Annotated in this window: 12 protein-coding genes; 10 read left to right on the plus strand and 2 right to left on the minus strand. The window is 71.3% G+C overall.

Features of this window, described 5'->3' with window-relative positions; genetic code table 11:
* The first annotated feature begins 45 nt into the window (after positions 1-45).
* The 10 genes from GKS42_RS01205 to GKS42_RS01250 all read left to right on the plus strand — a co-directional run bounded on the left by GKS42_RS01205 (position 46) and on the right by GKS42_RS01250 (position 13,006).
* Positions 46-2,298 (plus strand): hypothetical protein, encoded by a 2,253-nt coding sequence (locus tag GKS42_RS01205; protein ID WP_154792184.1) that lies wholly within the window; start codon positions 46-48, stop codon positions 2,296-2,298.
* A gap of 156 nt (positions 2,299-2,454) precedes the next feature.
* Positions 2,455-3,789 carry a polysaccharide pyruvyl transferase family protein gene (locus GKS42_RS01210; protein ID WP_154792185.1) on the plus strand — a complete coding sequence of 445 codons (1,335 nt, stop codon included), beginning with the start codon at positions 2,455-2,457 and terminating at the stop codon, positions 3,787-3,789.
* On the plus strand, positions 3,790-4,812 hold the full coding sequence (locus GKS42_RS01215; RefSeq protein WP_207632361.1) for an ABC transporter permease: 1,023 nt from the start codon (positions 3,790-3,792) through the stop codon (positions 4,810-4,812). It abuts the gene before it with no gap.
* Complete coding sequence (locus GKS42_RS01220) at positions 4,809-5,714, plus strand: carbohydrate ABC transporter permease (protein ID WP_154792186.1); 906 nt, start codon at positions 4,809-4,811, stop codon at positions 5,712-5,714. Before GKS42_RS01215 ends, GKS42_RS01220 begins: the two co-directional genes overlap by 4 nt.
* A 75-nt stretch (positions 5,715-5,789) precedes the next feature.
* On the plus strand, positions 5,790-7,421 hold the full coding sequence (locus GKS42_RS01225) for an extracellular solute-binding protein (protein WP_154792187.1): 1,632 nt from the start codon (positions 5,790-5,792) through the stop codon (positions 7,419-7,421).
* Between the two features lie 21 nt (positions 7,422-7,442).
* A complete protein-coding gene (locus GKS42_RS01230) occupies positions 7,443-8,432 on the plus strand; it encodes a LacI family DNA-binding transcriptional regulator (RefSeq protein ID WP_154792188.1) in 990 nt (329 codons plus the stop codon).
* 72 nt (positions 8,433-8,504) lie between these two features.
* Complete coding sequence (locus tag GKS42_RS01235) at positions 8,505-9,794, plus strand: multidrug effflux MFS transporter (protein ID WP_154792189.1); 1,290 nt, start codon at positions 8,505-8,507, stop codon at positions 9,792-9,794.
* A 159-nt stretch (positions 9,795-9,953) separates the two neighbouring features.
* Positions 9,954-10,982, plus strand: a complete 1,029-nt coding sequence (locus GKS42_RS01240) for an endonuclease/exonuclease/phosphatase family protein (protein WP_154792190.1) — start codon at positions 9,954-9,956, stop codon at positions 10,980-10,982.
* Between the two features lie 58 nt (positions 10,983-11,040).
* Positions 11,041-12,339, plus strand: coding sequence for a sensor histidine kinase (locus GKS42_RS01245; RefSeq protein WP_154792191.1), 1,299 nt, complete (start codon positions 11,041-11,043; stop codon positions 12,337-12,339).
* Positions 12,332-13,006: a response regulator gene (locus GKS42_RS01250; protein ID WP_154792192.1), complete on the plus strand. Its 675-nt coding sequence runs from the start codon at positions 12,332-12,334 to the stop codon at positions 13,004-13,006. Before GKS42_RS01245 ends, GKS42_RS01250 begins: the two co-directional genes overlap by 8 nt.
* A 109-nt stretch (positions 13,007-13,115) precedes the next feature.
* Here the strand turns inward: GKS42_RS01250 and GKS42_RS01255 are convergent, their stop codons facing one another.
* Positions 13,116-13,904, minus strand: a complete 789-nt coding sequence (locus GKS42_RS01255; RefSeq protein ID WP_154792193.1) for an SCO1664 family protein — start codon at positions 13,902-13,904, stop codon at positions 13,116-13,118.
* Positions 13,901-14,464 carry a DUF3090 domain-containing protein gene (locus GKS42_RS01260; protein WP_154792194.1) on the minus strand — a complete coding sequence of 188 codons (564 nt, stop codon included), beginning with the start codon at positions 14,462-14,464 and terminating at the stop codon, positions 13,901-13,903. The genes GKS42_RS01255 and GKS42_RS01260 overlap by 4 nt, the downstream gene beginning before the upstream one ends.
* Between the last annotated feature and the right edge of the window lie 4 nt (positions 14,465-14,468).

The raw sequence follows: 14,468 nt of genomic DNA on the forward strand, positions 1-14,468 counted from the left end.
AGCCGGTCGATCCCTTTCGTGCAATGCCGCAGAGGAGAGGTCTCCATGTCCCAGCGTCAGTCGTTCGGCGCCACAGCACTCCCGCCGCTGTCCCGGCGCGGCTTCCTCGGCATCGGCGCCGCCACGATCGCGGCCCTCGGCGCGGACGCCCTGTCCGCCCCTGGCGCCCTGGCCACCTCGGAAGGGACCGTGCTGCCGCTCGTCGACGCGCTGCCGGACGGCGCCCCGGACCGGACCGCCTTCGCACCGAACGAGCAGGTGTTCGGCCAGTACCTGCTCATCCTCGCGCCGCTCGCGAACAGCGTGGTCGATGACGACCCCGAACTGTTCGGCTGGATGGAGGACGGCTGGTGGCGCACCCCGAACCACCCGCGCAACTCCCGGATCATGGAGCACGTCGCGACCCTGTCCTGGTTCCTCGTGAACGAACGCCCGTGGAACCCCTACTACCTCGACCCCAACCTCGAGGCGCGGCTCGACGCGGCGATCGGCTACTACCTCGGCCTGCAGGGGCCGCGCGGCGCGTGGCCGGTCACCTACGAGGAGGAGAGCCTCGCGACCACCGGGTTCGGGCTGGTCTCCCTCGGGAACCTGCAGCGCGACCTCAAGTCCGAGAACCTGCTCCCGGACCGCCAGGTCGAGCTCGAGGCCTCCATGCGCCACGCCGCGCAGTGGCTGATGGACACCTCGCTGCGCCACTGGGCCACGCCGCTGCAGCTCACCAACCAGCTCGTCGGCGGGCTCGCCGGGGTCGGGCACGCCTCGGTCGTCATCGGTGACCCGCAGTTGGCGGCCGACCTCGATGACCGGATCGCGCTGCTCGCCGCCCAGGGGCAGGCCCCGGCAGGCTATTTCCACGACCCGCTCATCTACGACAACGGCTACAACAGTGACGTGATGATGCCGGACCTGGCCGACCTCTACCAGCTCACCGGCAACCCCCAACTGGTCGACATGGCGCGCAAGTGGGCCGACTTCGCCCAGTACGTGATGCTGCCAGAGCCCGGGGCGCCCGGCTGGGTGAACTTCGCGGCGGCGTCGGCCCGCAACTCCACGAGCACCCGCACGCTCTACCCCGACGACGCCCGCGACCGCTACGCCCTCGCTCGCGCCTTCGTGCCGGAGGTGCCGGGACTCGGCCTGTACTCCTCATCGCGCGAGGACAAGGCGGCATCCCGGGCGGAGTGGGCCGCGAGCACCGAGCCGATCCCGCCGTTGGTCAAGCCGAACGCCTCGCCGCGGCTGTACATGCACGTGCCGATGGCGCCGGAGAACCTGGGCCGGGCCGAGCTCGACGCCCTCACCGCACAGCTGCGGCCGGTCGCCGAGGAGACCTTCACCGAGTACCGCGAGGGCACCGCCGACCAGCAGCTGCTGTTCGTACGTCGGCCCGGCTACTACCTCGCGAACCTGCTCGGGCGGCGCTACAACGACCGGATCCGGTCCGGCACCGGACTGCTCTGGCACCCGACCGCCGGCACGGTGGTGCTGTCGCTGAACAACGTGGCCGACGACCACTGGACCACGATGACGGCGTCCGGCGCCGACTCCGCCCTGACCGACCTCGTGGCGACGTTCCACGACGGCGTGGATGCGGGCGCACCTCAGCTCGACCCCGCGGACCTCGCCGACGCACTCGGGCCGTTCACGGCCCGGTACGTCAGCGTCGCCGGGGCCGTGACCACGGACGTGCTGCACCGGCACGACGGCATCGTGCGCACGGTCGCCACCGGTGGTGCGGCCACCGAGGTGGTGCCGCTGCTGGTTCAGGCCGGCGACGTGCTGGAGTTCTCCGACGGGACGGTGGTCGAGGCCGGCGGGGCCGCGGACGTCACGGCGTCCTGGTTCTCGCTCACCCGCGGTGACCTGCGTTTCCTGTTCTCCTGGGGCACCGATCGCGCCGCAGGAGTCGAGACCACGCAACGGGCCTACTTCCCTGGCGGCACCCACACCCACACGCTGCTGCGGGTCGCCCACGAAGGCGACCTCGCCATGGCGATCACGACGATCGGGGTGGCGCAGACGACCGGCCCGGTCGCCTTCTCCGGTACCGCCCAGACCTGGACGGCCGACGGCACGCAGCACGCCGCGGTGCACGCCGTCAACCTCGACACCGCACCGGTCGACCTGCGCATCGTCACCTCGGCCGGCACCCGGCTGGTCCGCGACGTCGCGCCCGGCGCCAGCGCCTACGAGCTCTTCTCGGCGGCCCGGCGCGTGCGTGCCGTGAGCGTCATCGCCACCACCCGTGACAGCGGCCCGCCGCGCGTCCACGTGCACCGGATCGATACCGCATGACGGCTACCGCCCGGCTGAGTCCAGATCCGCAACCCACCAGGACATCGCCTGACTGAAAGACCACCCGACTGAGCCACCCCACGACAGAATCCTGACCGCCGGCTCCGCGGCTACCCTCCGCCGAGCCGACCCACTTCCCCGACATCTGGAGAACCCGTGCCCCACCCCTCACCCGGCCGACCCCGCCGGATCCTGCTCCGCTCCTCCTGGGCCACCGCCAACATCGGCGACGTGGCCCACTCGCCCGGCGCGATCGGCGTGCTGCGCGCCCTCGGCGAGGACGTGCAGGTGACCCTGTGGCCGCGTCGGCTCGAGGAGCGGGAACGCCGGATGTTCGCCGAGCGGCAGCCCTGGGTGCGGATCGTCGACGGCGAGCTGGATACCGCCGGGAACCCGACCACCCCGGAACTCGCGCAGGCCTGGGCGGAGGCCGACATCCTGGTGCATGGCTCGGCGGCCGGTCTCGTGGCCGGCGACGACATGCGCGCCTGGCAGGCGACCGGTCGCCCCTACGGGTTCTTCGGGATCACGCACGACCCGTTCGGCCCGGAGACCCCGAGCACGCTCGCCCAGGCCGCCGCCCAGATCGAGGCACTGCCGGCCGACTACCTGTCCGAGAGGGACCGGGACCTGTTCGCCGGCGCCGAGTTCCTCTACTGCCGGGACAGCCTCACCCTCGCCTACCTGACCCGCCAGCAGGTCACCGGGCCGCTGCTCGAATGGGGACCGGACGCCACGTTCGCCCACGACCTTCTCGACGAGCAGGCCGCGACCGCGCTGCTGGCCGAACACCGGCTGACTCCCGGGGAGTTCCTGGTGGCCGTGCCGCGGTCCCGGTTCGCGCCCTACCACCGGATCCACGACATCCCGGCGTCCCGGTCCCACCACTACCGGGACGCCGTCAATGCCGCACACGACCCGGACGATCTCGCGGTCCTGGCCGGGGCGATCACGCACTGGGTGCGCAGCACCGGCAGCCCGTTGCTCGTCGGACCCGAGATGAGCTACGCCGTCGACCTGGCCGCGGAGTACTTCCCCCGGATCCTCCCGGACGACGTGGCCCCGCACGTGCGGGTGCTGGCCGACTACTGGGACCTGCCCACCGCCACGGCCGTCTACGCCCGGGCTGCGGGCGTGCTGACGATGGACTGCCACTCCCCGATCCTGGCCACCACCGTCGGGACCCCCGCGGTCTACCTGCGCCAGCCCACCGAGACGATCAAGGGCCGGATGTATGCCGATCTCGGGGTGGGCGAGACGGTCGTCGAGATCGAGGCCAAGGACGCCGCGGAGCGGCTGACCGGGCTGCTCGACGAGATCGCCGCAACCCGCGGCACCCGCCCGGCTGAGCGGGTCGTGGCGACCCACGCCGCGGCCATCGAACGCCTCGCGCAGATGGCGCGCACCGCCGTCGGGCGTGTCGAGACCGACGGCGGCGCGGCTGCCGACATCGGCGAGGCGATGTCCGAAGTACCCGTCGGAGGTGTGTAGATGACCGAGACCATCAAGGACCGGGCGAAGGCGTCCGGACCGAACCGGACGCGGGGACCGGGCTCGCCAGAGTCCGCGAAGGGCAAGCCCAAGCGGCCGTCGGCCAGTGCGAACCGGACCGCCCTGGCCCGGATCAAGCGGGACCGGATGCTGCTCCTGCTCGCGCTGCCGGGAATGGCGGTGGTGGCGATCTTCCACTACTTCCCGCTGCTCGGAAACGTCATCGCGTTCCAGAACTTCCAACCGTTCCTCGGGATCTCCCAGAGCGAGTGGGTCGGACTCGACAACTTCGCGGTCATCTTCAACGGCGATCCGCGGTTCCTGAACGCGCTCGCGAACACCCTCATCATCACGCTGATCCAGGTCGTGTTCGTGTTCCCGCTGCCCCTCGCGCTGGCGCTGCTGCTGAACTCCGTGCTCAGCGAGCGGGTCAAACGGGGCGTCCAGTCGGTGCTCTACCTGCCGCACTTCCTGTCCTGGGTGATCGTGGTGGCGCTGTTCCAGCAGGTCCTCGGCAATGCCGGGATGCTGAACACGTTCTTCCGGGAACATGACATGGCGACGTTCTCGATCATCGGGGTGCCGGAACTGTTCAAGCTCCTGATCACCTCCCAGGTCATCTGGAAGGACACCGGCTGGGGCACGATCATCTTCCTCGCGGCGCTCTCACGCGTCGACATGAACCTCTACGAGGCAGCCGCCATGGACGGTGCCGGTGCCTGGCGCCGGACCTGGCACATCACCCTGCCGGCGGTACGCAGCGTCTTCATCCTGCTGCTCATCCTGCGCCTCGGTGACGCCCTCACGGTCGGCTTCGAGCAGATCATCCTGCAGCAGGGTGCCGTCGGAAAGGCGGCCAGCGAGGTCCTCGACACCTACGTCTACAACAACGGCATCGTCGGCGGGAACTGGGGCACCTCGGCCGCCGTCGGCCTCGTGAAGGGGGTGGTGGGCGTGGTCCTTGTGCTCGGCGCCAACAAACTCGCCCATGTGTTCGGGGAGCGGGGGGTGTACTCGAGATGAGCGACATCACCGTGACCCGCTCGAACCTGGTCTTCGGCCGGCCGAGCCTGATCGCCCGCGGCGGGCGGGCAGTGGTCCTCGCCGTGGCCTGCCTGGCGGTGATCCTGCCGTTCATCGCAGTCATCTCGACGTCCCTGGCCAGCCAGGAGGAGATCTCCCGGGCCGGCGGCTTCGTGTTCTGGGTGACCGACCCGACCCTCGACGCCTACCGGGCCGTGCTCTCCGGGGGCGTCGTGACCCGCTCGGTGATCGTCAGCCTCGGCATCGCGGGGGTGGGCACCGCACTGTCGGTGCTGTGCACCATCGGGCTCGCGTACGCGCTCAGCCGCACCTCGATGTACGCGCAGAAGCCGATGCTGCTCGCCGTGCTGTTCACGCTGCTGTTCAGCCCCGGGATGATCCCGATGTACCTGGTGGTCAAGCAGCTCGGGCTGATCGACAGCTACTGGGCGCTGATCCTGCCGGTGCTGATCAACGCGTTCAACGTGATCGTGATGCGGGAGTTCTTCCTCGACCTGCCCGCTGAACTGATGGAGAGCGCGAAGATCGACGGCGCCGGCGAGTTCCTGGTGCTGACCCGGATCGTGCTGCCGCTGTCCAAGGCCGTGATCGCCGTCATCGCGCTGTTCTACGCCGTCGCCTACTGGAACAGCTTCTTCAACGCGCTGCTCTACATCAACTCGCCGGAGAAGTGGCCGCTCCAGCTGGTGCTGCGCACCTACGTGGTCAACGAGACCCCGATGGGGGTGGACGACCTCGTCATGGAGGGGTCGGCCCTGCCGCCACAGGTCGCGATCCAGATGGCGATCCTGCTCATCTCGGTGCTGCCGATGCTCATCGTCTACCCGTTCATCCAGAAGCACTTCACCAAGGGCCTGCTCATCGGCGGCGTGAAGGGCTGACCCGCTCCACCTACCCCCAGCTCCACCAACCCCCAACCCCCTGCAGCACCGTTGTCACAGAGAGGTGAAACGACAATGAAGATCGATCGACGGAGTTTCCTCGGCCTTACCGCACTCGCCGGCGTCGGCGCCCTGAGCGCCTGCGGCCCCGACGGCTCGACCCCGCCCCAGGGCGGCGGCTCGGGCGATGGTGCCACCCCCGACGCCTCGACCGTGCTCCCCACCTACAAGGCGTTCGAGGTGGCCGCACCGGACCTGCCCTCCGACTCGGAGTTCTCCCTGCCGGGCTACTACACGTACCCGGCCAGCCCGGTCGCGGCGACCACCGAGACCCCCGGGTCCGGCGGATCGATCACGACGATGACGTACACCTACGACCCGATCGCCCCGGAGCTGTCGAACAACCAGCACTGGCAGAACATCAACTCCCTGCTCGGTGTGGACCTCGGCATCACCTACAGCCCCTCCGCCGACTACGACGCGAAGTTCGCCACCACGATCGCCGGCGGTGACCTGCCGGACATGATCAACATCCGTACGGTCCAGCAGCAGATGCCGGCGATGCTCGCGGCCACGTTCGCGGACCTCACCGAGCACCTCTCCGGCGACGCGGTGCTGGACTACCCGGCGCTCGCCGCCATCCCGGAGGGCACCTGGCGCACCGCGATCTTCGAGAACGCGATCTGGGGCGTGCCGATCCCGCGCTCACCGATCGGCGGCGTGCTCTACACCCGCAACGACCTGCTCATCGAGCGCGGCGCGAACACCGAGCCGGCCAGCTACGAGGAGTTCGTGGAGATGGCGACCACGCTCACGGACGCGAGCAAGAGCCAGTGGGCGTTCGGCGACCCCGGCGGCATCCTCTCCCACGTGGCCCAGATGAACGGGGTCGGGAACGCCTGGGTCGAGGAGAACGGCGAGTTCTCCTACGCCCAGGCCTCGCCGGCATACGAGCAGGCGCTCGCGGACACGGTCGCCATGATCGAGGCCGGCCTGTTCCACCCCGACTCGGGGGCCGTGCAGAACACCGAACGCAACGAGTGGGTCAACAACGGCACCACCTGCTTCGCGTACGGCGGGTACGCCGGCTGGTCGAAGTTCTTCGTGGCCGGAGCCGGCATCGAGGGCTTCCAGATGACCGGCCAGGTGGCCCCGGGCCGGGACGGGGGCGACAGCGTCCGTGGCGGCAGCGGCTTCTCGGCCGGGTTCATGGCGTTCAGGCCGACCGACGACCCGGAGCGGATCGCCGAGCTCCTGCGGGTCCTGAACTGGCTCGCATCCCCGTTCGGAAGCACCGAGTTCCTGGCCCGCAAGTTCGGCGTCGAGGGTGTCAACTACACGCTCGAGGGATCGGACCCGGTCCTGACCAGCCTCGGCGCGTCCGAGACCACGCTCCCGCTGCGCTACCTCTCCGAGCCGCCGTCGGTGCTGTACGAACCGGGCAACCCGGACGCCGTCGACCAGCAGTTCGAGTTCATGGCGAAGGCCTCACCGCTGATCGTCCCGGACCCGACCACCGGGCTGTACTCGGAGACCGCGGTCACGGCCGGCGCCTCCGCCGGCACCGCCCTCGGCGACGCCCGTGACGAGATCCTGGCCGGTCGGCAGCCGGTCAGCTCCTGGTCGACGGCGGTTGAGGACTACATGCTCGAGGTGGGCAACAGCCTCAAGGACGAGTACGAGGCGGCATTCGCCGCGCAGGCCTGACCGGCAGCCTAGGATCCGAAGATGGCAACGGTGAAGTCGATCGCGGCGGCCGTGGGCGTGTCCCCGTCCGTGGTCTCCGCGGTCCTGCACGGCAGCAAGCACGTGCGGGTCTCCGAGTCCACCCGCGAGCGGGTGCAGCGGGCGGTCGACGAAGCCGGGTACGTGCCCAATCACGCCGCCCGTGCGCTGCGCCTGCAGCGCACGGGCGTGCTCGCGATGGTCCTGCCGAAACTGGAGAATCCCGTCTACCACCGGCTCGTCGACGGCATCTATGACGCCGCGGACGCGCACGGGTACAGCGTGCTGCTCGGCGACGGGATCCGGGTGACCTCCGGTTCGCTGATGCTGCAGCGGCTCGTCGGCGGCGGCCAGGTGGACGGCACCCTGATCCGGCCGGCAAGCACGATGAGCCCGGGGCTGCTCGCGGAGATCCGCGCGGGCGGTGCACCGATCGTCATCCTGGACGGGGTCTCGGAACGGGACCACTGGGTCGCGGTCCAGGACGAGCTCGGCGCCCATGTGGCGACCAGGCACCTCATCGACAAGGGCCACGAGCGGATCGCCTATCTCGGCCAGACGCGCTACCAGCAGGAGCGGGTCGACGGATACCGCAGGGCGCTGCGCGAGGCGGGTCTGCCGACGCCCGACGCCTACGTCTTCCACAGCCAGCAGGGCCCGCACGACGGGTACGAGGTGTTCGGGGCGCTGCTCGCGCTCGACCCGCGCCCGACGGCCGTGCTCGTGAACAACTCGACCACCGCCGTCGGGGTCCTCGCCGCGGTGAGCGACGCCGGGCTCAGGATGCCGGACGACCTGGCCATGATCGGGTTCCACGAGATCGCGATCGCCGCGGACCTTCGGCCGAGCCTGACCACGCTGGAGATGCCGCTGTACGAGCTGGGCCGGGTGGGGGTCGAGCTCATGCACGCCGCCCTGACCGGCGAGCCCGTCGAGTCCCGCAGGATCACGGAGCCGCTGCCGCGGGTGATCGAGCGCCAGTCCACCGCCTGATTGAAGCGTCCGGATCGTGGGACGGTACCCGGCGCGGGAACAAACACCCCGCGCGGCCCCGTTGGCTCCTCCATGACCCTCCCCGCGCCAACCCGCGAGCGGATCAGTGCTTCGTTCGTGCTGCTGCTGGCCGCGCTGACGGCCATCGGCCCGCTCACCATCGATCTCTACCTCGCTGCGTTCCCCCAGATCGTGACCGAGCTCGGCACCACCGACGCGCGGGTGCAGCTGACCATGACCGCGACCCTCGCCGGCCTCGCGGTCGGTCAGCTGCTGCTCGGCTCGCTCTCGGACGCCTATGGGCGACGGCGGCCGCTGCTGATCGCACTGGCGGTGTACGTCGTGACGTCGGTCGCCATCATCGGGATCGGCTCGATCGAGCTGCTCACCGTGGCGCGCGTGGTGCAGGGGCTCAGCGGCGCCGCGGGCATGGTGCTCGCCATGGCCGTGGTGCGTGACTCCTACTCCGGGATCGGGATGAGCCGAGTGATCTCCCGGCTGATGCTCGTGGTGGGCGTGGCGCCGATCCTCGCGCCAACGATCGGCGCGCAGATCCTGCGGTTCGGGTCCTGGCGCACGATGTTCGGCGTGCTCGCCCTGTTCGGGGTGATGCTGTTCGTGCTCGCCGCGTTCTTCCTGAAGGAGACCCTGCCCCGCGCGGCCCGCCGCACGGGCGGGACCCGTGCCGCGCTGGCGTCCTACCGGTCCCTCGTCACCGACTGGTCCTTCATCGGCGTGGTGCTGATGGGTGCGTTCTACATGGGTGCGATGTTCGCCTACGTGGCGTCCTCGACGTTCGTGTTCCAGGAGGGCTTCCAGCTGAGCGCGAGCGAGTTCGGGTACATCTTCGGCGCCGGCGCGCTCGCCGTCACGATCGGGTCGCAGATCAACGGCGCCCTGGTCTCCCGGTTCCGCCCGGAACGGATCGTGACGACGGCGATCGCTGTCGGTTGGGTGCTCTCGATCGCCCTGTTCGTGGTGGCCTCGACCGTCTCCGCGCACGGTTCCGGCCTGCTCCCGCTCGTCGCGCTGCTCGTCCCGACGCTGGGCACCGTCGGGTTCGTGATGCCGTCCGTGCCCGCGATCGTGCTGGAGCACAACGGTCACCGGGCCGGCTCCGCGGCGGCCCTGAACGGCGCGATGGGCTTCGTGATGGGTGCGCTGATCTCGCCCGTGAGCAGCCTCTTCGGGGGAGGCCCGACGGCGATGGCCGGGGTGATGTTCGGCGTGATCACCATCTCCGGGGTGCTGCTGCTCGCGGTCCGCCGCGGATGGGCGAGCACGAGCACCGCCGCCGTGCCGGCGCCGGTCCTCGCCGAGCTCGACGACCTCGACGAGCAGGTGGAGCCCGCACGACCCTGAGCCGGGCCGTCGCCTCCGCACCGCGCTGAGGGCGGCCGAGCAGTCCGGCGCCGCCGTCGCCGGGCAGGTGGCGCAGTGATTGGTCGGGTCGCGTGAAGGTCTGTGGGCCATCGACCCATTCGCGCCCGTTGGCCCCTAGCCGTGGCCGATCATCGAGCCATGCGCATACTCGGGTGGATCGCCGTCGCCCTCCTCACGGTCGCGGTCGCCGCGACCCTTGACCCGGCGCGGCTCGGCGCAGCCGGGATGAATCTGTCCACGGTGAACGGTGCGACCCAGTTCATCGCCCTGCGACCGTGGCTCGTCCTGGGGTTCGCGGTCGCCGCGGTCCCGACCGGCCTGCTCGCGGCCGGGGTCCACCGCTGGCGCGGGGGTGCGCCGAGGCTGATCAGCGTCGTCGTCGTCTTCGCGCTGGCGGCCGCGGGGCATGGCGCCGTGCTGGCCTCGCGCGGGCTGAGCGCCGGTGACGTCCCGGCGTCCGCGACCGAGGCCGCGGACGAGATCACGATCCTGAACCTGAACGTCCGTGGTGGAGCCGCGAACACGACCGACCTCGTGGCCCTCGTCCGTGCGGCGGCCGTGGACGTGCTGGTCCTGCCCGAGTCCGGGGCGGACGTGCTCGAGGAGATCGCGGCGGCGCTCGCGGCCGAGGGGGACCGGTTCGAGGTGTTCGCGGGCACCCGCGAGCTGTCCCAGCCGGACGGCACGGGCATCCTCGTCAGCGAGCGGTTGGGCGAGTACGCGGAGGTCGCCTCCACGGAGCGCAGCGTGGTGCGGATCGTCCCGGTGAACGGTGACGGCCCGGCCATCACGGCAGTGCACCCGCGGTCCCCGCCCGGGATCCGTTCCGCGTTCGCCCGGCCGCAGTCGCTGCAGACGTGGCGCGACGAGGTGGCCGACGTCGCACCGTTGTGCGCGCAGACGCCCGGCGGCATCGTCGCGGGTGACTTCAACGCCACCCTCGACCACGCCTCGATGCGTGCCATCGCGCCCTGCGTGGACGCCTCGGTGCTCGCCGGGATCGGCGGTGTGTCCACCTACCCGGTGCGGATGCCGGCCCTGCTCGGCACCACGATCGATCACGTCCTGATCGATCCGGCCGACTTCGAGGTGACGGCGGGCGCCGTCGTGGAGGTCCCGGGTACCGACCACCGGGGCGTGCTGATCCGGCTGCTCCCGTTGGACTGACTCCGACCACTCCCGCGGGGGAGGCGCCGCGGGGGGTGGCCCTGCCAGACTCGAGTCCATGGGACACGTGCGACTGCTGGCGGAGACGACCGCCCGGCGGGCCGTGTTCTGCGTCATCGGCGGCCTGATGTTCGGCGCCTACGCGGTGCTCGTCACGGGGTTCATGCAGATGCTCGGCGACCCTAGCCTGCCGCCGGTGATCATCTGGATCCTTGTGGCCGTGGCGGCAGTGATCGCGCTGAGCCCACCCGTGCTGCTCGGCGTCCGGACCCTGGAGATCCAGGCCGTGCGCGCGTTCCTGGACGTGGACGTGCCGCTGCCGGTCGGCCCGGTGTCCAACGAGGCCCGCTGGCGGGGCGCGCTCTGGTACACGGCCCACCTGCTCGTGGGGGCCGCCGCCACCATGGTGCTGCTCTCCGCCGTGCCCGTGGGCATCGTCCTGATCCTGCGGACCTCCGCCGATGGCCTCGTGATGGGCCAGCTGCTCGGCATCTTCGCCGACGTGCCCTGGCCGTTCGCCATCGTCATCGGGGTACTCATGCTGGCGGCCGCCGGCGCGGCCTACTACCTGGGTGGTGCGGTGCTGCGCGTCCTGGCGCCGCGGCTGCTGGGCCCGTCCGCCGCGGAGCGGATCGCGACCCTCGAGCTCGAGGCGCGGACCCTCGCCGAACGCAACCGGCTCGCACGCGACCTGCACGACTCGGTCGGGCACGCGCTGACCATCACCACGCTCCAGGCCGCCGCCGCCGCTCGGGCGCTCGACCGGGACCCGGTCGGCGGCACCGAGGTCGCGCGCACGGCGCTCGCCGCGATCGAGGAGACCGGCCGGGCCGCCGTCGCCGACCTGGACCGGGTGCTCGGCCTGCTCCGTACGGATGCCGACGACGCTCGTGAGCGAGCACCCGTGCCCACCCTGGCCGGGGCCGCGGAACTCGTCGAGCGGGCCCGGCTGACCGGGCGGGACGTCCGCCTGGACCTGCCCCAGGCGCTCGACGGCATACCGCTCGTGGTCGGCCGGGAGGCGTACGCCGTCATCCGCGAAGGACTCACGAACGCCCTTCGGCACGGCGCGGACCCGGTGACGATCGCCGTCACCCGCCCGGGCGAGGAGGTCCGGGTCGAGATCACGAACCGCGTGACCAGCACCGTCCCGGACCCGGGCGGCCGCGCCGGTGGTCGTGGGCTCGCCGGCCTGCGCGAGGGCCTCACCCTCGTCGGCGGCACCCTGCGCGCCGGCCCTGCCCCGAAAGAGCCCGGGCCCGACCGTACGGGCACCGGGGTCGTGACCCACGGAACCTGGCGCCTCATCGCAGCACTGCCGTTGACCGACCCACCTCTGGAGCACGCCGATGACTGAACCGCCCGACCCGACCCGCGTCCTGATCGTCGACGACGAGGCCCTCGTGCGCACCGGCCTGCGCATCATCGTCGACGGCGAGGACGACCTGACCGTCGTCGCCGAGGCGGGCGACGGCGCCGACGTGCCGGACGCCGTCGCCCGTCATGCCCCGGACGTGGTCCTGATGGACGTGCGGATGCCGCGCGTGAACGGTATCGACGCGACCCGGGCGGTCGTCGAACGCGGTGAGCGCGCGGGCGGCGGGCCGCGCGTGATCGTCGTGACCACGTTCGAGAACGACGACTACGTCTTCGACGCGCTCCTCGCCGGGGCGAGTGGCTTCCTGCTCAAGCGGGCCCGGCCGGAGGAGGTCCTGGATGCGATCCGGGTGGTCGCGCGCGGGGAGTCGGTGCTGTTCCCGCGGGCGCTGCGCCGGCTGGCGCGCGGCCGGCAGAGCCCGACGGCGGACGGCCTGTCCGGAGCGGGCCTCACCGACCGTGAGGGCGAGGTGCTGCGGCTGATGGCCGCCGGCAGGTCCAACGCGGAGATCGCCGGCGAGCTCTATCTCGGTGTCGAGACGGTCAAGACCCACGTGGGCAACGTGCTCGCCAAGCTCGGCGTCCGGGACCGCACCCAGGCCGTGGTCGTCGCGTTCACCTCGGGGTTCGTGCCGGCGGCGGAGTAGCCTCGCCGGACGCGAGCGCGAGGACGGGGGATCGAGGAGCACATCGCGCAGGTACTAAGCGCCCGCGGGCACGCCGAACTCCGGCGCCTCGACCGGGCGGAGCCAGGGGTCAGAACGGCGGCCACGGGACCGCGGGCATCTCCCCACTCGGTGCGGGGAAGTGGGCCTGCGCCAGCAGGGCGTCGCACCGCTGCACGGTCGCTTCCACCTCCTCGGGGGTGAGCAGCTCGCCGAGGAGGGCGCCGAGGTCGCCGGCCAGGCTCGCGCGGACGCGTTCGACACCGGCCACCTCGTCGGGATCGAGGCCCTTGCCGAGCCAGCCCCACAGGACGGTGCGGAGCTTGTGCTCGGTGTGGAAGGTGAGCCCGTGGTCCACGCCGTACCGGTGGCCGGCCGCCGTCGGGAGGATGTGACCGCCCTTGCGGTCAGCGTTGTTCGCGACGATGTCGAAGACCGCCATCCGGCGCAGTGCCGCCGAGTCCTCGTGGATCAGGGACACGATGCGGTCATCGGCGTCAAGGCCGTCGAAGACGTGGAGCCACCCCTCGGGGACCGCGTCGGCCGGGACCAGGTCCACCGGGTCCTGCGCAGGGTCGGGCTCGCACCACACCTGCACCATCCCGTGCCCGAGCGGGCCGTCGCGCAGCCAGGTCCTGGGGACCACGTCCCACCCGAACGACTCCGACAACGCGTGGGCGGCCACCTCGCGCCGCGCCAGCGTGCCGTCGGGGAAGTCCCAGAGCGGGCGCTCGCCGGCGACGGGCTTGTAGACGACACGCACGCCCTCGATCCGGCCGACGAACGTGGCGTTCGAGGCCTGCCGGATCCGGCCGACGAGTTCGAGCTCGCCGTCCGCGAGCCTGCCGACGTCGGCCTCGCCGGTGGACACCTCGCTCATGTGAAGGAGTCGGGCAGGGTGCAGACGTGCTCGTCGCCCTCGATCGGGGCTCCGCAGAGCGGGCAGATCGGCCGGCCGGCGCCGACCATCTCCCGGGCCCGGGACGCGAACACCCGAGCCGATCCGACGGGGATCCGGACCTGGAGGACCTCCTCGGGCTCGAAGTCCTCGGGGTCGAACTCCTCGAGGGCCTCCTCGTCCTCGGAGCCGGCCAGCGGGAGCGCCTCGATCACGATCTGGGCGGTGGTCGGGTCCCAGCCGAGGCTCATCGTGCCGACGCGGAACCGCTCCTCGACCGGCTCGTCCAGGGGCTCGTGGTCGAGGAGGCCCTCCGGAGCCTTCTCGGGCACGCTGAACGGGTTGCCGTCCTCGGCCATCAGCCGGTCCAGCACCTCATCGATCTTGAGGGCGAGCGCGGCGGACTGTTCCTTCTCGAGCGCCACGCTGACGAGTTGCGACCCCGCGCGGGCCTGCAGGTAGAACGTGCGCGCGCCGGGCTGGCCGACGGTGCCCACGACGAAGCGGTCGGGCCAGTCGAATCCGTGGACGAGAGGAGTCATGACT

The sequence above is a fragment of the Occultella kanbiaonis genome, assembly GCF_009708215.1.
Classification (GTDB): Bacteria; Actinomycetota; Actinomycetes; order Actinomycetales; family Beutenbergiaceae; genus Occultella; species Occultella kanbiaonis.

Bases quoted from the DNA above. Each gene is read 5' to 3' on its own strand.
- GKS42_RS01205 (WP_154792184.1), top strand. From the start codon at position 46: ATGTCCCAGCGTCAGTCGTTCGGCGCCACAGCACTCCCGCCGCTGTCC.
- GKS42_RS01215 (WP_207632361.1), top strand. From the start codon at position 3,790: ATGACCGAGACCATCAAGGACCGGGCGAAGGCGTCCGGACCGAACCGG.
- GKS42_RS01220 (WP_154792186.1), top strand. From the start codon at position 4,809: ATGAGCGACATCACCGTGACCCGCTCGAACCTGGTCTTCGGCCGGCCG.
- GKS42_RS01225 (WP_154792187.1), top strand. From the start codon at position 5,790: ATGAAGATCGATCGACGGAGTTTCCTCGGCCTTACCGCACTCGCCGGC.
- GKS42_RS01230 (WP_154792188.1), top strand. From the start codon at position 7,443: ATGGCAACGGTGAAGTCGATCGCGGCGGCCGTGGGCGTGTCCCCGTCC.
- GKS42_RS01235 (WP_154792189.1), top strand. From the start codon at position 8,505: ATGACCCTCCCCGCGCCAACCCGCGAGCGGATCAGTGCTTCGTTCGTG.
- GKS42_RS01240 (WP_154792190.1), top strand. From the start codon at position 9,954: ATGCGCATACTCGGGTGGATCGCCGTCGCCCTCCTCACGGTCGCGGTC.
- GKS42_RS01245 (WP_154792191.1), top strand. From the start codon at position 11,041: ATGGGACACGTGCGACTGCTGGCGGAGACGACCGCCCGGCGGGCCGTG.
- GKS42_RS01250 (WP_154792192.1), top strand. From the start codon at position 12,332: ATGACTGAACCGCCCGACCCGACCCGCGTCCTGATCGTCGACGACGAG.
- GKS42_RS01255 (WP_154792193.1), bottom strand. From the start codon at position 13,904: ATGAGCGAGGTGTCCACCGGCGAGGCCGACGTCGGCAGGCTCGCGGAC.
- GKS42_RS01260 (WP_154792194.1), bottom strand. From the start codon at position 14,464: ATGACTCCTCTCGTCCACGGATTCGACTGGCCCGACCGCTTCGTCGTG.